Source organism: Moritella sp. 28 (assembly GCF_018219435.1).
In the GTDB taxonomy this organism is placed as follows: domain Bacteria; phylum Pseudomonadota; class Gammaproteobacteria; order Enterobacterales; family Moritellaceae; genus Moritella.
Window position 1 is genome coordinate 3,969,935 of record NZ_CP056121.1, and the last position, 23,179, is coordinate 3,993,113.

Annotated in this window: 21 protein-coding genes; 15 read left to right on the top strand and 6 right to left on the bottom strand. The window is 37.2% G+C overall.

Features of this window, described 5'->3' with window-relative positions:
• Positions 1–174: 174 nt before the first annotated feature.
• Together HWV02_RS17475 and HWV02_RS17480 are read left to right on the top strand one after the other, a co-directional pair.
• On the top strand, positions 175–855 hold the full coding sequence (locus HWV02_RS17475) for a hypothetical protein (protein ID WP_045109401.1): 681 nt from the start codon (positions 175–177) through the stop codon (positions 853–855).
• Between the two features lie 267 nt (positions 856–1,122).
• Positions 1,123–2,952, top strand: a complete 1,830-nt coding sequence (locus tag HWV02_RS17480) for a methyl-accepting chemotaxis protein (protein ID WP_211672694.1) — start codon at positions 1,123–1,125, stop codon at positions 2,950–2,952.
• Positions 2,953–3,029: 77 nt separating this feature from the next.
• On the opposite strand, the gene HWV02_RS17485 is transcribed toward HWV02_RS17480, so the two are convergent.
• Both HWV02_RS17485 and HWV02_RS17490 read right to left on the bottom strand, forming a co-directional pair.
• Complete coding sequence (locus HWV02_RS17485; protein WP_211676980.1) at positions 3,030–3,569, bottom strand: thioesterase family protein; 540 nt, start codon at positions 3,567–3,569, stop codon at positions 3,030–3,032.
• 163 nt (positions 3,570–3,732) lie between these two features.
• Positions 3,733–4,290 carry a PepSY domain-containing protein gene (locus HWV02_RS17490; RefSeq protein WP_211688952.1) on the bottom strand — a complete coding sequence of 186 codons (558 nt, stop codon included), beginning with the start codon at positions 4,288–4,290 and terminating at the stop codon, positions 3,733–3,735.
• Positions 4,291–4,724: 434 nt separating this feature from the next.
• On the opposite strand from HWV02_RS17490, the gene HWV02_RS17495 reads away from it, so the two are divergent.
• Entirely contained in the window at positions 4,725–7,457 is a 2,733-nt protein-coding gene (locus HWV02_RS17495) for an EAL domain-containing protein (RefSeq protein ID WP_211688954.1), read from the top strand.
• Between the two features lie 412 nt (positions 7,458–7,869).
• Positions 7,870–9,162 carry a serine/threonine transporter gene (locus HWV02_RS17500; RefSeq protein WP_255550527.1) on the top strand — a complete coding sequence of 431 codons (1,293 nt, stop codon included), beginning with the start codon at positions 7,870–7,872 and terminating at the stop codon, positions 9,160–9,162.
• 78 nt (positions 9,163–9,240) lie between these two features.
• On the opposite strand, the gene HWV02_RS17505 is transcribed toward HWV02_RS17500, so the two are convergent.
• Positions 9,241–9,846 carry a hypothetical protein gene (locus HWV02_RS17505; RefSeq protein WP_211676983.1) on the bottom strand — a complete coding sequence of 202 codons (606 nt, stop codon included), beginning with the start codon at positions 9,844–9,846 and terminating at the stop codon, positions 9,241–9,243.
• Positions 9,847–9,960: 114 nt separating this feature from the next.
• Complete coding sequence (yjjG, locus tag HWV02_RS17510; RefSeq protein ID WP_211676984.1) at positions 9,961–10,638, bottom strand: pyrimidine 5'-nucleotidase; 678 nt, start codon at positions 10,636–10,638, stop codon at positions 9,961–9,963.
• A gap of 469 nt (positions 10,639–11,107) precedes the next feature.
• Here yjjG and HWV02_RS17515 point away from each other — a divergent pair, with 469 nt between their 5' ends.
• From HWV02_RS17515 to HWV02_RS17540, 6 genes are all read left to right on the top strand, one after another.
• The gene (locus HWV02_RS17515; protein ID WP_211672700.1) at positions 11,108–11,275 is read left to right on the top strand and encodes a hypothetical protein; all 168 of its coding nucleotides are present in this window, start codon (positions 11,108–11,110) and stop codon (positions 11,273–11,275) included.
• A gap of 1,151 nt (positions 11,276–12,426) precedes the next feature.
• The gene (locus HWV02_RS17520; RefSeq protein ID WP_211672701.1) at positions 12,427–13,230 is read left to right on the top strand and encodes an ABC transporter permease; all 804 of its coding nucleotides are present in this window, start codon (positions 12,427–12,429) and stop codon (positions 13,228–13,230) included.
• A gap of 7 nt (positions 13,231–13,237) precedes the next feature.
• Positions 13,238–13,981: an ABC transporter ATP-binding protein gene (locus HWV02_RS17525; RefSeq protein WP_211676985.1), complete on the top strand. Its 744-nt coding sequence runs from the start codon at positions 13,238–13,240 to the stop codon at positions 13,979–13,981.
• Positions 13,982–14,016: 35 nt separating this feature from the next.
• The gene (mlaD, locus tag HWV02_RS17530; protein ID WP_211676986.1) at positions 14,017–14,469 is read left to right on the top strand and encodes an outer membrane lipid asymmetry maintenance protein MlaD; all 453 of its coding nucleotides are present in this window, start codon (positions 14,017–14,019) and stop codon (positions 14,467–14,469) included.
• A 53-nt stretch (positions 14,470–14,522) separates the two neighbouring features.
• The gene (locus tag HWV02_RS17535) at positions 14,523–15,173 is read left to right on the top strand and encodes a phospholipid-binding protein MlaC (protein WP_211672704.1); all 651 of its coding nucleotides are present in this window, start codon (positions 14,523–14,525) and stop codon (positions 15,171–15,173) included.
• Entirely contained in the window at positions 15,163–16,065 is a 903-nt protein-coding gene (locus tag HWV02_RS17540) for a VacJ family lipoprotein (protein WP_211676987.1), read from the top strand. The genes HWV02_RS17535 and HWV02_RS17540 overlap by 11 nt, the downstream gene beginning before the upstream one ends.
• A 67-nt stretch (positions 16,066–16,132) precedes the next feature.
• Here HWV02_RS17540 and HWV02_RS17545 read toward each other — a convergent pair whose 3' ends face one another.
• The gene (locus HWV02_RS17545; RefSeq protein ID WP_211676988.1) at positions 16,133–16,582 is read right to left on the bottom strand and encodes a hypothetical protein; all 450 of its coding nucleotides are present in this window, start codon (positions 16,580–16,582) and stop codon (positions 16,133–16,135) included.
• A gap of 143 nt (positions 16,583–16,725) precedes the next feature.
• Here HWV02_RS17545 and HWV02_RS17550 point away from each other — a divergent pair, with 143 nt between their 5' ends.
• From HWV02_RS17550 to HWV02_RS17565, 4 genes are all read left to right on the top strand, one after another.
• Entirely contained in the window at positions 16,726–17,043 is a 318-nt protein-coding gene (locus tag HWV02_RS17550) for a DUF6172 family protein (RefSeq protein WP_211676989.1), read from the top strand.
• Between the two features lie 198 nt (positions 17,044–17,241).
• A complete protein-coding gene (locus HWV02_RS17555; RefSeq protein ID WP_211688956.1) occupies positions 17,242–17,910 on the top strand; it encodes a site-specific DNA-methyltransferase in 669 nt (222 codons plus the stop codon).
• 2 nt (positions 17,911–17,912) lie between these two features.
• Positions 17,913–18,203: a YkgJ family cysteine cluster protein gene (locus HWV02_RS17560; RefSeq protein WP_211676991.1), complete on the top strand. Its 291-nt coding sequence runs from the start codon at positions 17,913–17,915 to the stop codon at positions 18,201–18,203.
• A 392-nt stretch (positions 18,204–18,595) separates the two neighbouring features.
• Positions 18,596–19,450, top strand: a complete 855-nt coding sequence (locus tag HWV02_RS17565; protein ID WP_211676992.1) for an RNA polymerase sigma factor RpoD/SigA — start codon at positions 18,596–18,598, stop codon at positions 19,448–19,450.
• Positions 19,451–19,546: 96 nt separating this feature from the next.
• Here the strand turns inward: HWV02_RS17565 and HWV02_RS17570 are convergent, their stop codons facing one another.
• Complete coding sequence (locus tag HWV02_RS17570; protein WP_211688958.1) at positions 19,547–21,685, bottom strand: peptidase inhibitor family I36 protein; 2,139 nt, start codon at positions 21,683–21,685, stop codon at positions 19,547–19,549.
• Between the two features lie 569 nt (positions 21,686–22,254).
• Between HWV02_RS17570 and HWV02_RS17575 the strand changes: the two genes are divergently transcribed.
• Positions 22,255–23,178 carry a patatin family protein gene (locus HWV02_RS17575; RefSeq protein ID WP_211688960.1) on the top strand — a complete coding sequence of 308 codons (924 nt, stop codon included), beginning with the start codon at positions 22,255–22,257 and terminating at the stop codon, positions 23,176–23,178.
• The last annotated feature ends 1 nt before the right edge of the window (position 23,179 follow it).

The window sequence follows — 23,179 nt, forward strand, 5'->3', positions numbered from 1 at the left end:
TTTATATTTATCTAAAAAAACAGCCATTCTTCCTCGCCATTTCCCGCGATTTACTATACTTACCTTAAAATACTGACAATACTTAATCTGCCTTACTAAGCAAATATAACCCGTTATACTTATAGCAACTGCGTTGTTCCTCCCCGATTTAGCGAATGCTAATAAGGAGTTGATATGTATATTCATTTAAATGGCTTTGACTTTGAATTTTCAAATCAAGTGATCGCATCTTTTATCAGCAGCACAGCTTATCAAAATCAATCTTCTGATATTGCAGGTATCCACCTTACTGATACTTATCAGCAAATGCTGCATGCAGGTATAAGTAAAGATGAACTAATAAAAGCGATATTAAACTATCATATTAGCGCGCTACACGAAGAAGGTATTAGTGTTGAGGCGATCAAAAAATCAATGTATAACGATATTAATGTGAGCTTTCTTATTGATATAAAAAGCGATAATTTAGCCCGATTCGTGAATTTCAATGATAATAAGAAAGAAGATAGCGTGTGCATTAATATGCGTAACTTTAATCATCAGTTTACACTCACCTACTCTCAATTAATTCAACTTGAAGAGTCTTATCGTAATCAAACACAAGAACAAATATTGATACTTTTTTTAGAAACATTTAAAACCATAATGGAAACAGAAGACTCGGCGTCACGACAATGCTATTACGCTATTCTTGTTAGCACAGGATTACTGCTATTTTCCGAGCAGCTTAGTATTTTAGATGCAATACAGTTTAGCGACATAGAGTTTGAACTTAATACCGATCGACTTTTATTGAATTTACCAGCAGGCTTAGAAACGTGTTTATTCGAACTGGAGTTTAATACAGAAGATTAATACTTTGCATTTAGTCTCCAAATTAATACCTATAAGTAACACTCGAAAGGAATACGCCGTCAACTTAAAAATAACAGACAATATCAAGATACATAAATTAATTAAAATTGATTTATGTATCACAAACTAATTTTAAAAATGTTTATGTCAACAGAATGAAAATAGTATTGTTTACCCCCATTTATCCTTAAAGTTATTACACATCAAGCCGAAACTTAGAGTAAGCCGTAAAATCGGTAATGTTAATCAGCTAGGATGTCGTAAAAGATGAAAATCAGAGATAAATTATTAGGTCTTACTGGTATTTCGGTAAGTGCACTCTTATTGGTACTTGGAATGTCTTGGGTTGCCAATAAACAAGTTACGAATATTAACAATGCCGCAACCGATGTAAAACAACTCGAAGTTACGCTATTAAATTTACGCCGCAATGAAAAAGATTTTTTACTGCGACGAGACACCAAATATCTCGACAAATTTAAAGCTAACTACGCATTATTTCAAACGAAATTAAGCGAACTAGAAAAAGAGCTTACATCACTTAATATTATAGTGCCAAGTGTTGCAACCTTACCTGCATCAATGCAAGATTATAATCTCAGTATGATTGCACTGGTCAATAATTACCAAGCCCTTGGCCTTACCCCTGAGCAAGGATTACTAAAGCGCCTCAATAATAGCTATAAACGTTTACTGCAAACAGCAGATCGATATAACCGTAATCTTCTCATTACGACCGATCTTGCACAAACAGCAAAAATGTTCGCATTACTCGGAAATCATGAATATTACCTAGAATATCAAGCTAAGTTTACACTTTATGATCAACAGCTTGCACTTGATTTTGGTAGCAGCTATACCGATTTTCGCGCAACGATGGCTAAAATCATAGAGCAATACAAAACGATAGGTGATACACCCGAAGTTGGATTACGCGGCGAAATGCGAGGGTATTCACATCAAGTTGAACGTACTTTTAAAGATGTCAGCCAACAATTAAATGACGAGATAGCCAAGCAACAGCAACAAACTATAACGATCATTCTTGTGGCTGTATTAGCCGTGATAATAGCGCTCATTACACTGTCTTGGTTAATTAGTAACTCTATCCAACGCCGCATACAAAGCTTAAGTAGTTTGATGGCCACGATAGCGAAAAGTCATGACTTAACAGCAGTTGCAGATGAACAAGGCAATGATGAATTGTCACATATGGCAAGTAATTTTAATTACTTATTAACCAATCTCCGTGAACTCGTTAGCAACGTAAAAGAAGCTGTACATGAACTAGGCTCGGCATCAAGTCAGTTACAGGGCCGTAGTGTGGATTCTGATACAGCAATTAGCCGCCAACAAGCCGAGACCGATGCAGTCGCAACCGCAATCACCGAGATGAGTTCGACAATCAAAGAAATAGCAGGTAATACAGAGAGTGCCGCCAGCAATGCTGATAACAGTTACAATGGCGCTCAAGAAGGTTTATCAGAAGTGAGTGCAACAAAGAATCGTATACGTGTTTTATCTGATGACTTATCTAAAACCAGTAATGAAGTCGCAAATTTATCAACACTGTCCGACAATATTGGCTCAGTGCTTGATGTGATCCGCTCAATTGCAGAACAAACTAATCTACTTGCTCTAAATGCAGCAATTGAAGCGGCAAGAGCAGGCGACCAAGGCCGTGGTTTTGCGGTTGTGGCAGATGAAGTTCGCTCACTCGCCCTTCGAACACGTCAATCTACAGAAGAGATCACCAGCATTATTGCCACGTTACAAGAGCAAACGGGTCAGGTAGTTGTACATATTAGCCGCTGCCACGAACAAGGTGAATTAAGCGTCGAACAAGCTGACAGTGCAGAGTCGAAGATTGGCCAAATAATGTCTGATATGCAACTCATCATGGATACCAGCACTCAGATTGCCACCGCCGTTGAGCAACAGACGGTCGTATCCGATGAAATTGGCCGTAACGTAACGTCAATACGAGATATTACCAGTCAAAATTCCCATATCGCCCATGAAAATGCACAAGCAGCCAGTGACATCGCTAATCAGGCTAAAACATTAGATCAATCCATTGCCCTGTATACGGTGTAATTAACGAGTATCCAGATATAAAAAGACCGAAGTCATCGCTTCGGTCTTTTTTTGCCCGCAAAGTATGACGTCGTTATCTAGCTGTTTTCTTTTATGGCTTGCTGCATCGTCAGCCAACTTTCGACAATAGGGTGTAATTCTGTATTTCCCACATTCTTGATAACCGAACCGTTAAGTTCTGCATCAGCCATTAACAATGATTGTGGTGTAACAGGTTTTCCTGATTTCAATGCAGCTTCTTTGATTAAACCAATACCCACGAGCTTGTCGTTACAAAAGAACTGGTGCTGATAATAGAAATATTTTTCATCACAACTTAAAATTTCAGTCGTCATCGTAAACGCTTGAAACGGACGAATTGGTTTTAGATAAATAAAATCTTGTGCAGCAATCATGCGTAAGCCATAACGCCCAGATAACGCGAGTCGAGAAGAGTGCCAGATACCAAAACGACCTAATTCCATAAAACTAAATACACGGTAATTAGGTAAATGGTCGCGCCAGCCGAGATCATGTAACCACACCCGAAAGCCGTCACTGCGTTTATTCACAAGCGCCACCGCATCCAGCTTACGGGCACGAAAAATAATAATCAACATTCTAAAAAATAAATTCATGTTACTCCCACGACTAAAAGAAATAGAAGTAACATTCTTACCTAAGCCTACGAAATGTAAAGGAAATAAAACAAAAAAAGCACATTAACGTTAAAACTTATATGCTAAGTATATTTTAGTCTGCATCGCGGTCGATATACAGCGCTGAGATTTGGTACTTGTCTTAATTAGTTGGTAAGCTACTCTTACTTTCGCAGACTATTTTTTTCTTATTATTTTTTCGTTTTAAAATATAAGGCCGTAAGAACATATACATACCTGTTACCCATAATATGAATAAAATAAAGGCTGCAGGTAAAAACACCCATAATGGCATATGCTTATTAAAAAATGATCCTTCATGTAATTCTTGGATAATTCCAACACGGCGATAAGCGACCTGTAAAACCTGACCGCTGGTATTATCGATTTGAATTTCGATATTATTTTTAGCTCTTACTTTAACAATACCTTTAGATGGTTTGACATCCAATTTACTTATATCTTTCCAGCTGTGTATATCTGAGTTTGGTACCTGGGATGCAATATCAAATATTTGTTCAAAAGAGAGCTTAGGCTCTGTGCCAATTCCTTTCATCGTTGTAGGTTGTATCCAGGAAAATTCAGATCGGATGAGTAGCAAGATACCGCTAATTATAATAATTAGCACTGGAATCGCAATTATTATCGACCCCCAATAATGTGTGTTTCGATTAAGACGTTTCCAGTTAATATTTTTCACGTAAATTTACCCTCAGAATTGAGTCAGCTTTATTCGCGCTGCAAAAAAACGAATTCTAATGATAAGTATTATCATTTTCAACGTTTACTTCTGACACTTTAATATTTGCATGAAAGTCGAACGTACAGATGATAATATCAACCAAACGACCTAGAGCGGTATTTTAATCTAAACAGGTGCGATTAATACAGTATATAAATATACTATTTATTTATGTAAAGTCCTTAATGTTTATCGAGTAAATTAAATCACTAAGTCAATGATAAATATAACCTGCACACGATTAATCGTACACTCCCCATACCAATAGCTATACCTAAGTGCTAGAATTTAAAGTTATACCCTAAGAGGTATAAAAAATCAGTCAACGTGTTGCAATCAATATTCAAAACAGGCATATTTAAAAGTCGTCAACCATAGATAGTTCACTAAAAATGCAGCATTTTGAATTAAATAAGCGGATTTATGTTTCGATTACACTCTATATTTTATCTATTATTAGCTTGGCAACTTATAGCTATCTCCAAGAGAAAAATCACATTTACACAGCCCTTGATTTAAAATTAAAAACGGCAGCCCTAACGATCTCTTCATTATTGCCAGCCAATTTCCATCAAAAAAAAATGGCCTATGATAAAAATTCAACGCAACTAAATAGCATAAACAGAACTGTCTTATCCAATTACGCTAAAAATATAAATATATCCAACTTATATACGCTTATCCTGCGCGATAATCAGATCCTATTTACTTCAGCAAGCACCACAAATATTGATGACGATGGTTTTGATAGCAATGATATCGAATTCTTAACCGCTTACAATGATGCAGACACCCAGCTTTATAATATTTTTACCGATCAACAACCCCGCTTAATTGAATACCAAGATAAATGGGGTCGATTTCGTAGTATTTTCATTCCCATTTATGCCGCAGACGGAAGTGTTTATATTGCGGCGGCTGACATCACTATTGATACGATTTCTTTTCAACTCAATCAACACTTTAATAAGATAATGCTAATCTCTGCTCTTTTTATTTTTTCTGTATTTTCTCTATTTTTTATACAGGCCATTACCTATCGCCAACAATTAAAAAAACTACGTCATAAGATCGCGCAAAGAACGGCTGAATTAGTACAAAGTGAAGCAAAGTTAAACTCTATTTTTGAACATTCTCCAGTCGGTATTTTCCATTACAATAAACAAGGGATCTTATTAAAAACCAACCGGCATTTTGAAAAAATATTTGGGGCGAACAAAGATGGACTGATTGGCTTCAACATGTTGAGTAATATCAAAAATCCCCCTTTCGCCACTGCAATGAAATCCTCATTGAAAGGACAAATAAGTACTTTCGAAGGCGAATATATTTCAATATCACACCGTAAAAAGTCCTACTTAGAAGTTGATTTAGTCCCATTGTATTCAAGTACTGGTGAGATAGATGGTGGCGTAGGGGTTTGTGACGATATCACCTTACAACAACAAAACACGTCTAATTTACAAAAATTATCACGAGTCGTTGAGTGCAGTTTAGACGGTATCCTGATCACTAATACCAACGGGATTATTGAATACGTCAACCCTCGATTTACACAAATCACAGGCTATTCATCAAAAGAGTCGATCGGTGAGAAAGCCAATTTCTTCCGTTCGATAGAAACCACCAATACTACTTACAAGGCGCTCTGGAGCCGTATTTCAAGTGGTAATGAATGGTCTGAGGAAGTTCACAACCAGCGTAAAAATGGTGAATTATACTGGGCTAAAGTCACCATAATTCCAATGACTAATGCTAACGACGAAATAACCCATTTTATTGGTATTCAAGTAGATATTACCGAATCTCGGATCATAGCTAAACAAATAGCCTATCAAGCAAAACACGATATGCTAACAGGATTAATTAACCGTTATGAATTCGAACATCAATTAACCGATGCTGTTTGCAGCGCACAAGGCAGTCAACTTACCCACGTATTATTCTTTTTAGACTTAGACCAGTTTAAAATAATTAATGATACGTGTGGCCATGCTGCAGGTGACGAGTTATTACGCCAAGTAGCAGGATTAATTGACGACAACTTAAAACCAAACGATATATTAGCCCGACTAGGCGGCGACGAATTTGCCATATTAATGCGCAACTGCCAACTTACTGAAGCGGTTTCCGCCGCAAATGAAATCTTAGAAAAAGTCAAAAAATTCCAATTCATATGGAAAAAAAGTTGTTTTAGTATCGGTGTCAGTATTGGTGTTGCAGAAATAAGCCGTAATTCAGGTAACACGAGCGAAGTACTTATTCATGCAGATTTAGCCTGTTACGCCGCTAAAGATTTAGGACGAAACCGAGTACATACTTATCACCATAATGATGAATTACTTACTACTCGTGACGGTGAGTTCCGCTGGGTAAACGAGATAAAAGAAGCACTTAATGAAGACCGATTTGAACTCTACGCTCAGCCTATCGTTGCATTATCCGATCCTGAACATAAACATGTTTTTGAAGTGCTACTACGTATGCAAGCTAAAGACGGCAAGATCATTGCGCCCGGCATATTTTTACCTATCGCAGAGCGCTATAACTTATCGCAACCAATTGATCGTTGGGTATTTGATCACACATTAGATTGGATGCGAGAACATAGCCAACAATTGGATATTTTTGACCATATTAGTATTAATTTATCAGGCACTTCACTCGGCGATGATGAACTATTGCAGCATATTATGCGGAATATAACCCAAGCAGGTTTAACTCCTCAACAGTTCATGTTTGAAATTACCGAAACAGCCGCAATTAGTAACCTTACCAACGCAACAGTATTCATCAATACCTTAAGTGAGTTTGGCTGCCAATTCGCACTGGATGATTTTGGTAGTGGTTTATCTTCGTTTGCTTATCTAAAAAACCTACCAGTTAACACATTAAAGATTGATGGTATCTTTATTAAAGATATTTTAACTAATCCAATAGACGCTGCAATGGTAAAATCGATTAATGAAATAGGACATTTAATGAAGTTAAAAACTGTCGCGGAATTTGTCGAAAATGATGCTATAAAACAAAAAATTGAAGCTATTGGTATCGATTTCGCACAAGGCTACGGCATTGGAGAGCCACAACCTATTGATAATATGCTTTGCTTAAATCAACAATAGCGACTCAATTGTAGCAATTAACGCATCATAATGCTCGATTTCCGGGTGAAACCATTGAGCATTTATTTTATGCCATTGATATCAGTACATTTCACAATCTAAACTTATTTAACTATTTTATGATTAATTAATAATCATTATTACTCTTCTCCCTCCCCCATAACAAGTGTCGGATCACACTATTTAGTTATCATATCCACACCTGCACTTTGACGTTAAAAATTATTTGACGGATTAAACTATTTTTTATAACTTGGAGTTGAGAACAGGGTTTATAGTACTAAGTAGGTATTTAAATAGAGGTGCACCAAATAAGTATATTGTGGTGCATTTGTTCACCGTAACGGTGAAGCACGGAAGAATGATGACTATAACTCTTTGTAAATTCAGTTTTTTACAGGAGGTATCCATAATGGATACGTTAACAGCAAATATTTCGACTGCAAATACAACAACAAAGCCACATTCAACATGGAGTAAAAGCGACATTGTGTGGGTGCTCGGGTTATATGGTACCGCCGTTGGTGCAGGAACCCTATTCCTTCCTATTACTGCAGGCGTTGGCGGTTTGATCCCGCTATTAGTCATGGCAGTATTAGCATTACCAATGACCTTTTTTGCGCATAGAGGCATGACTCGATTTGTACTATCAAGTTCGAAACCGAGTGCTGATATAACCGAAGTTGTTGAAGAGCATTTTGGCGCGGGTATGGGTAAGCTCATCACTTTGTTATATTTTTTTGCCATCTACCCAATTCTACTTGTTTACAGTGTCGCTCTCACAAATACAGTACAAGATTTCATGCTCAACCAACTGCACATTCAGCCACCACCACGTGCTATTTTAGCCTTAGCACTTATCCTTAGCTTAATTGCGATTGTACGATTGGGTGAACAGTTAATCATTAAAACGATGAGTGTCTTAGTATTCCCATTTGTTGCGGTATTATTAATGTTAGCTTTCTATCTTATCCCTTATTGGAATACGGCAATATTCGAACAAGTGGTGCCTAGCAACAGAGGCATAAACTCAGTGATAATGGCTATTTGGTTAATTTTACCCGTCATGGTTTTCTCTTTTAATCACTCACCAGTGATCTCTTCATTTGCCGTGGCTAAGAAAAATGAGTATGGTGATGAGGCTGAGGAAAAATGCTCACGTATCTTACTCTGTGCACATGTAATGATGGTAGTCACTGTGATGTTCTTCGTATTTAGCTGTGTGCTAAGTTTAACACCCGCCAACCTTGCCGAAGCAAAAGAAATGAACGTATCAATTCTAACGTATTTGGCTAACCACTTTGATACACCTGTTATTGCTTATGCGGCACCAATCGTGGCTATTATTGCTATTACTAAATCATTCTTAGGTCATTACATTGGCGCAAGTGAAGGCCTTAATGGTTTAATTGTTAAAGCAGCACGTACTCAAGGTAAGGAAGTGAGTAAGAAAGTATTAAATAGCTTCACGACCGTATTCATGCTGGTAACAGCCTGGGCAGTAGCAACTATTAATCCAAATATCTTACACATGATTGAAAGCCTAGGCGGACCAATTATTGCGTTATTACTCTTTATTATGCCTATGTATGCCATCCACAAAGTACCAGCAATGCGCCAGTATTCAGGGGCATTAAGTAATATATTTATTACACTCATTGGTATTATTTCTATCTCTGCGATCTTTTATTCATTAGTGCAATAATTACCAATGAACCATAAAAAAGACGAACCTCATGTTCGTCTTTTCATACAGGGATATAATTGTTATTACACGTTAGTATTATTCAAAATATAAGCTAAACGACGCACCAATATTATCCCAATTGCTTGCTTTACCGTTAGGTTTATCTTGAGTCCACACATAAGATAAACCTAACGCCATTGATTGATCGATAAAGTACTTAGCACCTAGGGTGTAAGACGTAGAATCAAGGTAACCATATGTCACTTCTGTACCATTGAACGCGCGATTAACATTAAAGTCAGCTTCAAATTTAGGGCTAGAAGAAAGTTTTACACCCGCAATAACACTTGGGTAAAAATTTGAATCTTGCGACTGAGTATCATTTTTCCATACCCTTATTGAACTTTGGATTAAATTCGCACCGGCATAAAATTCTGTCATATGGCCGGCATTTGTTGATGTCATTAAACCTGCACCAAGTATTTTCGCTTTGGCTTTTACACCTGGATTTAGTTCAATATCATCTGTGTGATGATAAAAACCTGCCATATAAAAGCGCTCTGTAATAGCACGTTCAACATTTACAGCCCAATGCCCAGATCGGTAACTTAGCTGCGCATTATTATGGTCAAAAGGTTCTGCCATCAGTGTTGGCGCAACAATAAGTAACGGTATGCTTGCAAGCGTTGAAACTTTAAACATGTATTTTCTTTCCCTATAAATAAATTAAACTTTAAATAGTAAATTTTAAATTGATGACTAAAAGCATATCGGCAACATTCCGTAAAATATAAACATTTGATGCCTACAATCGAATTAAGCGGCTAATAGCAATGATTGCAGCTGTATTAATGACGTAACTTGATAACTAGGCTTGATACCATCCGGTAATACAGCATTCTCACTATTAAGCCAACAAGTATCAAAACCTGCATTTATCCCACCTAAAATGTCAGAATGCGGATTATCGCCAACCATCAACACTTGCTCACGCTGTATGTCACCCATGTGGCTTAACGCATATTCAAATATACCGATATCGGGTTTAGCGATACCCACTTGCTCAGAGATAATAAGTGGTGCGAATACATCTTTTAAACCGGTTTTTTCTAAACGCACATGCTGTAGTTCTGTAAATCCATTGGTAATAATACCCATATTTACTTTCCCAGTTAATGCCGAAATAAGCGCTTGAGCACCGGGTAGTAAACTGCATATGTCAGCCATTGCAGTCATAAATGCACTGTTTAAAGTTTGGGTTGTCACCTTCAGTTTATCCGCCCATAATTGAAAGCGTTTATTTTGCAATTGTGTTGCTGTGATTCGACCATCTTGGTAATCAACCCACAAAGGTAAATTAACTGTCTGATAATGACTAAAATCATCACTACTAAAATCAATACCAAAACGAGAAAACATCAGTTTCAACCCTTTAAACGCATCAAAATGGAATAAGGTTTCATCGGCATCAAACAAGATCCATTGGTACTTCATGATATTTTTCTCCAACGGCTAGCCGTTACAATAAATTACATAGGTGGATTAAAAAATAAACAATCAGTAAAACATCATGTTATCTTAATCAGTATGGGGGGTATGATAGCTGAAAGTGTGATTTACCTACACAATAAATAAAAATAAGTAAAAATAAACTTGCTACTAATAAAATCCGCTGTTACTATCGGCTCAGATTTATTTAATAACAATCCTCGAATTAAAAATCAACGATTAAGCCTTACCTAGAAAATCTCCGTAAGCCAGATTAAAAAATCCAACATACAAAGCTAAATTATTGAACAACGAAATACAGCAAATGTTGCGTGCTGTAAACACTTCTTACTAAATCAACTATTTATAAATAATAAAAATAGTTAGATTTCAGAATATTATCGTTATACGGTAATGAAGCTTATTACAAATTATGCGATAGCTTTAAGCTACGCCTTATATAGTGAGTTTTATTATGACTATTATTTTTAATGGTACACAGATCCAAATTAAACAACCGGTACACTCGATTTCAGTTCACAAAAACCGAGTAGCATTTACTGATTCACAAGGTGAGAAAACAGCTCAACTTGCAACAGTAACAGAACGCCGTAACTTTATTGATATGCTAGTAAACGTTTAATTACATCAACTGACATTATCAACTTTAATTCCCGATATACTTTAATATCGGGATGTTAACCCCTTCGCTACTCCCTTTATATACACTTCATAGACCCTAAACAGCCCATACTCTAACTACCCAAGACAAATCTATCATCACGTTATAACACCTATATGTATGACAGGCCTATACCATTGATTGGTATTATCATTTAGCTGAGGGCAATGGGGTATGAATTTTAGGCAAAAAAAAAGTCAGGTTGTTAGCCTGACTTACATATATTGGAAAAGAAGGTCGACTGAAATACTTACTTCTATCTTCGCAATACTTTTCTTCTTACATTTACTTGCTTTCTTCACTTACAGACTTCCTTACACTTTCTTTCACTTACACGTACCTGTCACATACGTTATTCGTCTTCATTTACACTTTCTTTCACTTACTCGTACCTGTCACATACGTTATTCGTCTTCACTTACACTTTCTTTCACTTACACGTACCTTTCACATACGTTATTCGTCTTCATTTACACTTGCTTTCACTTACACGTACCTTTTACATACGTTATTCGTCTTCATTTACACTTTCTTTCACTACACGTACCTTTCACATACGTTATTCGTCTTCATTTTTACTTGCTTTCACTTACACGTACCTTTCACATACGTTATTCGTCTTCATTTTTACTTACACGTACCTCTCACATACGTTATTAACCTTACTTTCACTTACACGTACCTTGCACATACGTTATTTGTCTTACTTTACACTTGCCTTCACTTACACTTACACTTACACTTACTTACTCTTACCTACATTTACTTACACTTACGTACTTTACTAAGTCGTACCTGTCACGTACGTTACTCATCTTAATTACACGTATCTGCCATGCACGTTATTCACATATTGCAAAGGTAGTAGGAATAAAATATCCAGTCGACCTAATTACAAATATAGTACACCGTCATATATTTGCGATGAAATTAACTAAAATAAATTATATAAAATATAAAATCTGAATGAGTGCCCATATTAATAATAATTAGATCGCTTTTTCAGTTCGTTTTTGACAGATTAAATATTTGATACTATTTTAAATTCCCTGATTTGATGACAATCATTAATATAAACGTCAAACAGGCTCTAAATATCTTAAGGAATATGCATGTCTCGAGCTATCTTTTTGACTAGCCCATTAGCCCAACTTGGTCGTGCAGTCATGACTTTACTCCAACGCTTTGGTAAAGCAGCACTATTTCTGTTGCATGGGATAACACATATGTTTTCTCGTCCTTGGCAATGGCGAAGAGTGCTTGAACAACTCTACTTTATTGGAGCAAAGTCAATTGTTGTTATTTGTGTAACGGGTCTGTTTACCGGAATGGTGCTCGGGTTACAAGGCTATTACACCCTATCTCAATTTGGCTCGACTGGTTTATTAGGTTCTGCTGTCGCACTTACCCTTATTCGTGAATTAGGTCCCGTGTTGACCGCAATAATGATTATCGGCCGTGCAGGATCAGCAATGACTGCAGAAATTGGAATTATGCGAATTTCAGAACAAATCGATGCGCTTAAAACGATGACCATTGACCCAATTCGATTTCTAGTTAGCCCTCGCATCATTGCAGCACTCATTAGTTTTCCATTATTAACCGCTATTTTCGATACAGTGGGCATTTTTGGCGGCTACCTTACTGGATCTCAATTATTAGGTATTAATCCTGCGATTTACTTCTATCGTGTAGAAAACAGCGTCCTCATGGCTGATGTTATTGAAGGTTTTATTAAATCATTATTTTTCTCTATTACTGTAATAACGGTATGCTGCTATCACGGTTATTACACCCACACTCGCCGTAATAACTTTGGCGCAAAAGGCGTTGGATTTTCAACAACAACAGCAGTTGTACAAGCAAGTATTCTCGTGCTTGTTATTGATTATATTTTAACGTCTGTCTTATTATAGGAAAACTATGAATATTCCACTTATTCAATTTTGTAATGTCAGTAAAGCATTTGATGGCACTCAAGTATTAAATAATATCAACCTCAGTGTTTTTAAAGGCGAGATAACGACGATCATAGGTAAAAGTGGTGAAGGGAAAAGTGTTTTACTCAAACATATTATCGGCTTATTGACTCCTGACTCTGGCTCAATATTATTCAATGGTAAGAGTTTATCCGAACATGCAAAAACAGAACAACATAACTTAAAGAAAAAATTCAGTTACATGTTTCAAGATTCTGCGCTGTTTGACTCAATGACGGTATATGACAATATTGCTCTCCCCTTACGAGAAGCAAGTAAATTAAATAAAATAGAAATACAACAGCGTGTTGAAAAACGTATGACACAGCTAGATATCTTAGGTACAGAACAACAATACCCAGGGCAGCTATCAGGTGGTATGCGGAAAAGGGTCGCTCTAGCGCGCGCACTCGTCACAGAACCTGAAATTATCTTATTTGATGAACCAACGACAGGGTTAGATCCAATACGTAAAAAAGCAGTACATAAAATGATTGCAGACTATCAACGTAAGCTCGGATTTACCGGAATCATTGTAAGCCACGAAATTCCTGAGATATTTACAATTTCTCAACGCATTGCAGTGCTTAATGAAGGTGACATTATTTTTCAAGGTACTCCTGAACAACTAAACAATGATGAAAGCCCTGTTATTTCAGAATTTGTCCATGGCCACGAGTCATCGTGACTCAAAATCGATCAACCTATTTAATTGGAACTATTATGAAAAAATCATCCATCGAAACCTCTGTTGGTATATTTGTACTGATAGGTATACTTTGCGTCGGCTACCTGACTATTAAACTCGGAAAAATGGAGCTGTTAGGTGATAACTACTATAGTGTGTATGCAGACTTTAATTCTGCGACAGGCCTGAAAGGTGGCGCTAATATCGAAATGGCAGGTGTGAGAATCGGTCAAGTTGAAGATATTATATTGCTACCAAATATCAAAATAGCACGTGTAAAACTAAAAATTGAAAAGCGCATAAATCTCTCGGTCGATGTCATGGCATCGGTAAAAACAGCGGGATTACTCGGTGACAGATACTTATCCCTTACCCCGGGTGGTAGTGATGAACTGCTAGAAGAAGGTGATAGCATTGAAGAAACAGAATCTGCGCTTGATATTGAAGACCTTATTAGTAAATACATATTTAGTGGCGACAGTAAATAATGATATCAAAGATGAGTAACAGTATGTCAAACAACTTCATTATGAGAAATCACATGAAAAGAATAATCGTTTTATCTATTTCAACATTGCTACTATTTACAAGTACAGTGCGCGCACACGTTGCAAATATCAGCCAAGCAACCGCATTAATCGATGGAGCAATGCAAAAATCCTTAACGATTATTAATGATCCAAGTCTCACAACTGAAGTCAAACGTAAAAAATTATGGCCAGTTTTGACCACTTATTTTGACTTTACATTAATCTCGGAGTTGACGTTAGGGAAATTTGCAGCTGATTCGACTCGCCCTCTTGGTGATTACAGCGATCGTCGTTTTACAGAAAGCCAGCAAGAACAGTTTACTGACGCCTTTACTATCCATCTTGGTAACTTATACTTAGACAGACTAAACAATGACAGTAAGTTTACAGTTTCACTCACAGATTCATCTGCAATGAAACCGATCCGTAATATGCAACGCGCTCGTGTAAACAGCTTAATTAATAGCAAAACAGCTATCGATTATTCACTACGCTTTAAAAATCATGAATGGCGTATCTATGATATTAAAGTGGAAGGCAGAAGTTTAGTTAATTCATTTCGTAAGGAATATTCAGCATTATTACTGAAAAAGACACCCGATGAATTACTCACATTACTTAATGAAAAAAACCTAGCTCATACGGAAAGTAATGCAGAATAATCAGTTTTCCAGTTTCTTTACAGTGCCGTTATTACTGCTCATCTTAGTGATGAGCGGTTGTACAACAACTAAAAGCAATAATAAAGAAAGCGCTGAAGTTCACTCCGAATTACCACAAAGTCAATCTATCCCGACTGTCGTAAGTTCAACACCTGATTATATTGAAGATGATGGACTGTTTACAGAAGAAGATGATGGTGATGATCCATTTACAGAAGAGGATGATGACCCATTTGATGATGACCCATTTGATGATGATAGTCCCGCTGAGATAGATGACAGCAATAAGGTTTCAGATCCCTTCTACTACTTTAACAAGACCATGTTCTATGTTAATGATAAGCTTTATTTTTGGGTAATGCGTCCGACGGCAATCGGTTATAAGGCAATTACGCCTCAGTTTTTTCGTGTCGGTGTTGCCAACTTCTTTCACAATATAACCATGCCGATCAGATTTACCAGCAGTCTATTCCAAGGTGATATTAAATCCTCAGGTACTGAGCTAGGACGTTTTGTTGTTAACTCGACAGTTGGTTTGTTAGGAGTAATGGACCCAGCTGCAGATTATTTGGATTGGCAACCAAATAATCAAGATATGGGGTTAACCTTAGGTAAATACGGCATAGGCAATGGTCCCTATATTGTGTGGCCAATTTTTGGCCCATCAACCCTAAGAGATACAGTTGGGCGTGGCGCGGATTACTTCCTTAGTCCACTATCCTATTTACAACCTGACAAACTGTCATTTGCTGTTCAAGGTGTAGATAAGGTAAATGCAACATACTTTAGTCTTGGAGATTATGAAGCCTTTAAACAAGCTTACATTGACCCTTACGAAAGGATGAAGGAGTTTTACCTCGAATATCGCGCAGACAAAGTCGCTGAAAAATAGTCTCTTACAAATACATGAAACGAGGTCATTGACCTCGTTTCATGTTCAGTAATATTACTTCTAACATTCATTGAGCCGATAAACGAAACCGCTGTCTTAAAAATTTAATTCGAGCTAATAAATCATTCACTTCTTGTCGGCCAATATCTGCCCCTCGTGCATTTTTAATCGCCATATTATTATAATCTAGCTCATCATCATGCAAGCAGTGTTCACTGATCAGTTGCCACAGGTGCTTTACCTTATTAAATTTGGTCTCTAAAATTTCGACATCGATACTGAGTTTATCTAATTCTTCTACCGATAGTTTGACAATCAAATAAGTATATTTTTCATCATCTTCATTAACCGAATATTGTTTGTCCAACAATATATTATAGCGATCAATATGGTAGTTAAGTAGGTCGATATTATGTGTATAAAATTGATAAGCATCCCGCCAATTCCGGCCACTGCAATAACTTGCCTGAACAGAAAAAGTAAGGAGAAATAAGATAATTAAGAAACCATACTTCATAATCAACTCCACGATTATTCGTCACAAGAAAACTTAACCCGATTAAAAGTGCAGACAAAGTGTACTGTTTGCCACATTTATTCCTTTCCCTGATATAATTAACCTATGTTATGAAATATTCCGTAATTCCTTAAAGGGTAAAGATGAAAAAAACGTTTGTATTAAACCACCCAAAAATTGTTCCAGCTCGCCAAGTTGAATCTATCAAAAGCGAAATCAGAAAATACATTAAAAGAGAACGTAATAAAGTTCTACCTAAAGGTGTCGATTACTGGGACTTTGATTGTAAGTATGGTGTAACAGAACAAGAAGCGCAGGTTATTCACCTGTCTGAAATCAATAAATCTATTGATAGCGGTGACCTAAGCAAAGATGCATCTTTCTATGTCGAAGTTTTGGTTAAAGATGGCATTCGCGTGATCAATGAAGAAGACGAAGATTTAGATTACGGCGAAGAATAATACCTAGGGCACTATAGCCCGAATCCATATCCCCAAAATACGCGTCATGCTACTTGGGGGTATGCCTTTCGATTAACCCCTCTCTCTTTATATGTCTATTCGATATAACACACGCAATACTACTGTTTGCAGCCGTTACCTGATAACATAGCCGCCCTAAGCCATGCAGATAACTGCGAAAAGATTGAAATAACATAAATGAAGCTACATAAACTTGATGCCGTAGACTGGTTAAAAACGCTTCCTAGTGAAAGTATTGATTTAGTCATCACAGATCCCCCTTATGAATCCTTAGAAAAACACCGAAAGATTGGTACCACGACGCGTTTAAAAAACAGCGCAGGCTCAAGTAATCAATGGTTTAGCATTTTCCCGAACAGTGATTTCCCTGCATTGATTGAACAGATTTATCGCGTCTTGAAAAAAAACAGCCATTTTTATTTATTTTGCGATCAAGAAACAATGTTTGTGATTAAACCGATCGCTGAAGATTTCGGGTTTAAGTTTTGGAAACCAATTGTCTGGGACAAATGTGCAATTGGCATGGGTTACCATTATCGTGCACGTTATGAATTCATTTTGTTTTTCGAAAAAGGCAAACGTAAATTACATGATTTAGGCATGCCTGATGTGTTGCAAGAAAAACGGGTTTGGCGTGGCTATCCAACCGAAAAACCTGTGCCATTAATTGAAAAACTTATTACCCAAAGTTCAAGCGTTGACGATCTGGTTATTGATCCCTTTTTCGGTTCAGGCGCAACCTTAATTGCAGCTGCCAATCTAGGTCGACGATCTGAAGGTGCAGATATTGCAACCTCAGCCCATGAGTTTGTTAACAACCGTATTAAACCGGTAGAAAAGGCATAATAATGACGATTGAAGTAACAAACCTCCCAACGACCGAAATAACTTGCTCTAACTGTGAAGCCTGCTGTTGTCGCTTAGAAGTCATGATTTTAACCGATACTGGTGTGCCAAAACGCTACATTTCAACAGATGAATGGGGAAGTGAAGTAATGGCGCAAAGCCATGATGGCTGGTGTGCTGCACTCGATAGAGACACCTTGATGTGTAGTATCTATGAAAACAGACCTTGGGTATGTCGTATATTCGAAATGGCTTCGTATGAATGCGAAGAAGAACGTAAAGCACATATGTAAGTTGCACTTTTTCAAATACTAGCCTATTCAATCTTAATCTCGGAGCTTAGATTGATTAGGGTTCCTTCCTAGCCGCCCTGAGTGTACAACCTGCGTAAATAGGGATGTTAATTAGTCAGATGACCATATAATAATTTATTTAATTTCAAATACTTAATTATAGATAGTAATTACTAAAAAACTGGTCAGACATCACTCCTATTTGTTCCGTTCTTTTAACCTATCCACAATATGACCCTTTTTTTATTCATATCACTATCTATATTTTCAAATTTGGCAGATTATAATTAGACAGTCTGTCACGAAAATAAATTTCTTCATCTGTCATAGAGTTACGTATTTTTTACAGGGATAAGTGAGTATCGCTAATAAAATACGTTGAGGGTTAAAAAATGGAATTATTTAACGAATCAAACGCATTAGATCTTTACATGCAACAAGTAAATAAAAACAGCACCTTACTTACCAAGGAAGAAGAATACGATACCGCTATTTCCGTCCATGAAGGAGATCAAAAAGCACGTCAACGTATGATCCAATCTAATTTGCGATTAGTAATCAATATTGCAAAACGTTATCAGCATACGTCATTGTCACTTGTTGACATCATTCAAGAAGGTAATACCGGATTAATCCACGCCGTCGAAAAGTTTGATGCAACAAAAGGATTTCGCTTTTCAACTTATGCAGTATGGTGGATCAAGAACAACATTGAACGTTTCATCATGAATCAATCACGTACCATCCGCGTGCCTATCCATATAGGTAAATCTTACAAACGTATTTTAAAAAATGCTCGTGAAGAATCACTTGATCTGAAATGTAATCAGGATCTACGAAAAATTGCAGTAAATCTCGAAATCGAGTTTGAAGACGTTGTTGGTGTGCTCGCTTATTATTTTACAGAAGCGAGCTTAGATAGGACCATTGAAACCCAAAATGACTCAAGTACTGCGCTCGTTGACCTGATTGAAGACAGCTCTATTTGTAAACCCAATGATGAGGTAGAAAATACCGATACTTCTAGTTATTTAACTGAAGTATTAAGCCATTTATGTGACCGTGATAGAGAGATCATCGAGCTAAGGTTTGGTCTAGGTAGAGAAGAGCCACAAACACTACACGCCATTGGTGAGCGCCTATTTATGTCTCGAGAACGTGTACGCCAAATTATTACGGCGAGTTTACAAAAAATCAAACCTGAGTTGTTAGTAAACAGCGTAGACCAGCAAGATTACCTAAACTAACCAACAATGAAATAAAAAAACCATATGTAAAAACAGCCCTAACAAGGGCTATTTTTTTGCTCATAACAAAGTAGTTATGGTTATTATAATCACACTTTATGGTGCACTGATCTTGATACGAGATACCTTGCCATCTAAGCCATTATGGCGATGGAAATTAACACGTACATAGTCATCACTATAACTGTGCTCATAACTGTCTATATCATAAGTTCCTAAGATATCTTGTAATACCGTTATCTGAGTATAATCATCACCTCTGTCGCCATTTGGAGAATCATAAACGGTGAACTGTGTTCCCGCACTCACACCAACTAATTTAGCTGAACGCGTTTCATCATTATCACAACTTCCTGACTTCTTAAAATTAAACTCACGGTCATACACATTCAATGTACAGACGATATTTTGCGTCGCGTTATTCCCTTCATAAAGCATTATTTCAGGCGTAGTTTCATAATCACCAGGCTTAAACACTTCAAAATAAGAAATCTTTCCATCTAATCCGTTATTATGAAATGCCCACTGGCTAATCGCTGCGTTACTGACATTATTTTCGAATGAATTGATGACATATTCAGACAAGTTATGCTTAACCTGAATAACCGTATAGTCATCATTAGTATTACCAGAAGGACTGTCGTACACGACTATCGTGGTGCCAGCCTGTACATCAACGAGTTTAGCAGAGCGTGCTTCATCATTTTCACAACCGTGCTGACCACTTGAAATATAGCGAGTTTGCTCCCCGCCTATACCGCAAACTATATTCTGTGTAGCACCATTACCTTCATAAAAAATTACCCCGCCTTCATTCAGCACTTCCGTTATTTCCTGTACATCGCCCTTCTCAATAAAATCAACTGCGATAAAGTTAGGCTTTTTGTCTAGCAGGGTGGCAGGCATGCATGTATCAATAATTCTTGGATAAAGTCCATCCCAGTTATTATCCGATCCAGCGCCCCAAGAAAAAGGAACCTTAGGAAAATGATTCATACTGAATAATCTTGACCACGTTTTATGTCCCAGTATATTAACTGTTGGCACACCGTATTTATGTCGTTCTTCACAACTATCATAATCAGTGACAGCCCACATGTTCTCCATGGTGACATCTTTTCTATATAGCACGTAATAATCGCCATAATCACCCGACACATCATACTTATCTATGTAGAAGATGATTCGCTGATTAGCAGCAGCCATCTCTTCTAATGTCGGCCATTCTTGCTTACCGTCCCACACAGGGTCTCTCGGATCAAACATCATCGCAGTGAATTCAGGCATTTTATCCATCGCCGCTTGCAGCTGCTCTTTCGTTAAGACGTTATTCGTCACCTCAACATCAAAAGTAAGCACCACATCAGGGTTCGCTTTCAAAAATGGAACAATCTCATCATTCATTCTATCGATGAACTCACCAGCATTATCAGTATCATGCGTTAACTCAACGCGACCATCTTCATAACGAATATCAATTAATAATGAACGCACATTATGGTCACGTAGTTGCTCCGGTATATCGAGCCATTGATTCATATAACCGATTTCAAATACATAGCTTTGCGAAGCATGCGCATTATGAGCGCCAACCCAACTATATTCGTTAAAAGTTTTATCTGCTTTGGTCAGTGAAAATGAAGACACTTTATTATCAAAGTTAATATTGGCTAAACGCGACTGCCCAGCATCATTAATCTCGATACGACTACCGTTGTAATGATCATCTTGATAAATCGTCAATTTATAACCTGCAGGGACAGTGACCGAAGACCAAGAGTCATTCGCTTTACCGATAGATTGATGGCTTGCGCTATAGCAAGATGGAGTACCTTGGAAGTCCGCATTCCCATAAAAACAAACTAATGGGTCAATGCTAAATGAAGAGACTATATCGTTAAAGTTATGGCTTGAAAGGCTCGTATATTCACCTGGATATAGTGTCCATTGCTTACCGCCATAGTCATCATGTTCAAACAGTGTCAACAACGATCCGCTTGGGACTTTTACCGATGACCAAGTATCATTTTCACTGCCAACCGTATGCTGTGTAGAATCAAAACAATTTTTCTGACCCGCAAAATCATCATGTTCATAGAAACATACCTGCGGGGAGGGATCGAGCTGAGCGCTTACCTGCGCATTCACAAATGGTTGAAATGACAGCGCAGAAATCACTACCGCACCTTGAATAAATCTATTTTTTACAATTATTTCATTGTTAATTTTAGACATATAACTTCTCCAACCAGATTATTCGAAACAAATATAAACCGTTTATTAAGCTAAATATTTGCGACTCGCATCAATTACTTTGCACTATCTGACAAAAAGGGAAGTATTAATAAAGTACCAAGTTGAGTATTAGGAGTAAGGGTCGATTTAGTATTTATATTGGTGAAGTGTGAATTTAAAAGATAATTAATTCATCAATCAAATACAGCGAAAATTTAAAATACGAAAGTAAAAAGTTAATGAAAAAAACCATAAAAAGACGTAACCACATATAAACAATCGTTTTTATTTTTAATTTCAATGTTTAAGGATGGCATAACACTGTACTTAAAAATTCTAAAGGCCGTTATTTCTGCAAACCGAAAGTATCGACAAAGCATGAGAAAAGCATGAGAAAACAGCATTTAAAATAATTACTCAAAAGGTAGTAATTTAGATTTTAAAACAGAAAACAACCAGGATACAAAATCCATTGATAACCAAATACTATCAATTAGAAACATTCAATCGATTTAACAAATGTTAATATATACGATAAATTTAGCTCTTACCTTCTTTAGGACTTGAATATGAACTGCATAACCCAAAATACCTTAATTAATATTGCCAGTTGCAACGCTAGCGTACCGATTAAAGACGCGGCACTGGTAGTTGAAGGTGGTGGTCAACGCGGTATTTTCACAGCCGGAGTATTAGACAGCTGGTTAGCGCAAGATTTTAATCCGTTCGCATTATTGATTGGTACTTCTGCTGGCGCTCAAAATTTATCAAGCTACATGACCAGACAATCTGGGCATGCTAAACGCTCAATCATGCAACTATCCAAGCATCCTGAATTCTTTAATATGAAACGAACGCTGATGGGACGCAATACGGTTAACCTAGATTGGTATTTTGACAAGGTTAATGATGCGGATCACCAACTCAATATGGATTGCGCACAAGCACAACTAAAAAACCGTCAACTGCTCTTTTCTGCAACTAACATCAGTGGGTTCAGTCCTACTTTTTTTGAGCCCACCGCTGACAATTGGCTTACCATGTTAAAAGCATCGAGTGCATTACCTTATTTATATAAAAAAGGCGTCGCAATTGGCGATGAACATTACGTCGATGGGGGTGTATCACTGCCAATTCCAATTCAAGAAGCATATCATCGCGGCGCTAAAAAAATAATAGTGATCCGCACCGTACCTGCACACCATAATACGCGTTCACCGTGGGCACATAAGCTGAAATCTTGGGTATGCAGTTCACAACGCTGTCCGAAAGTACTGGATATTATTACCGGCCATGAGAATTCATATAGTGAAGCTATCGACTTTATACATAGTCCACCAGAAGATGCCAAGATCATCGAAATCGCCCCACCCGAAGCTTTAGAAAGTCGAATTTTAGGGAGCAGTGATGAAGCATTAGCAGCCGATTATCAAATGGGTTATGAAATGGGTTCTCAATTTTTAGCAAGTCATCATGTCACCTTGTTTAGGTAGC

What these genes read in the sequence shown, in the direction of transcription:
- HWV02_RS17475 (WP_045109401.1), top strand. Translation starts at nt 175, where the DNA reads ATGTATATTCATTTAAATGGCTTTGACTTTGAATTTTCAAATCAAGTG.
- HWV02_RS17480 (WP_211672694.1), top strand. Translation starts at nt 1,123, where the DNA reads ATGAAAATCAGAGATAAATTATTAGGTCTTACTGGTATTTCGGTAAGT.
- HWV02_RS17485 (WP_211676980.1), bottom strand. Translation starts at nt 3,569, where the DNA reads ATGAATTTATTTTTTAGAATGTTGATTATTATTTTTCGTGCCCGTAAG.
- HWV02_RS17495 (WP_211688954.1), top strand. Translation starts at nt 4,725, where the DNA reads ATGCAGCATTTTGAATTAAATAAGCGGATTTATGTTTCGATTACACTC.
- HWV02_RS17500 (WP_255550527.1), top strand. Translation starts at nt 7,870, where the DNA reads ATGGATACGTTAACAGCAAATATTTCGACTGCAAATACAACAACAAAG.
- HWV02_RS17505 (WP_211676983.1), bottom strand. Translation starts at nt 9,846, where the DNA reads ATGTTTAAAGTTTCAACGCTTGCAAGCATACCGTTACTTATTGTTGCG.
- yjjG (WP_211676984.1), bottom strand. Translation starts at nt 10,638, where the DNA reads ATGAAGTACCAATGGATCTTGTTTGATGCCGATGAAACCTTATTCCAT.
- HWV02_RS17515 (WP_211672700.1), top strand. Translation starts at nt 11,108, where the DNA reads ATGACTATTATTTTTAATGGTACACAGATCCAAATTAAACAACCGGTA.
- HWV02_RS17520 (WP_211672701.1), top strand. Translation starts at nt 12,427, where the DNA reads ATGTCTCGAGCTATCTTTTTGACTAGCCCATTAGCCCAACTTGGTCGT.
- HWV02_RS17525 (WP_211676985.1), top strand. Translation starts at nt 13,238, where the DNA reads ATGAATATTCCACTTATTCAATTTTGTAATGTCAGTAAAGCATTTGAT.
- mlaD (WP_211676986.1), top strand. Translation starts at nt 14,017, where the DNA reads ATGAAAAAATCATCCATCGAAACCTCTGTTGGTATATTTGTACTGATA.
- HWV02_RS17535 (WP_211672704.1), top strand. Translation starts at nt 14,523, where the DNA reads ATGAAAAGAATAATCGTTTTATCTATTTCAACATTGCTACTATTTACA.
- HWV02_RS17540 (WP_211676987.1), top strand. Translation starts at nt 15,163, where the DNA reads ATGCAGAATAATCAGTTTTCCAGTTTCTTTACAGTGCCGTTATTACTG.
- HWV02_RS17545 (WP_211676988.1), bottom strand. Translation starts at nt 16,582, where the DNA reads ATGAAGTATGGTTTCTTAATTATCTTATTTCTCCTTACTTTTTCTGTT.
- HWV02_RS17550 (WP_211676989.1), top strand. Translation starts at nt 16,726, where the DNA reads ATGAAAAAAACGTTTGTATTAAACCACCCAAAAATTGTTCCAGCTCGC.
- HWV02_RS17555 (WP_211688956.1), top strand. Translation starts at nt 17,242, where the DNA reads ATGAAGCTACATAAACTTGATGCCGTAGACTGGTTAAAAACGCTTCCT.
- HWV02_RS17560 (WP_211676991.1), top strand. Translation starts at nt 17,913, where the DNA reads ATGACGATTGAAGTAACAAACCTCCCAACGACCGAAATAACTTGCTCT.
- HWV02_RS17565 (WP_211676992.1), top strand. Translation starts at nt 18,596, where the DNA reads ATGGAATTATTTAACGAATCAAACGCATTAGATCTTTACATGCAACAA.
- HWV02_RS17570 (WP_211688958.1), bottom strand. Translation starts at nt 21,685, where the DNA reads ATGTCTAAAATTAACAATGAAATAATTGTAAAAAATAGATTTATTCAA.
- HWV02_RS17575 (WP_211688960.1), top strand. Translation starts at nt 22,255, where the DNA reads ATGAACTGCATAACCCAAAATACCTTAATTAATATTGCCAGTTGCAAC.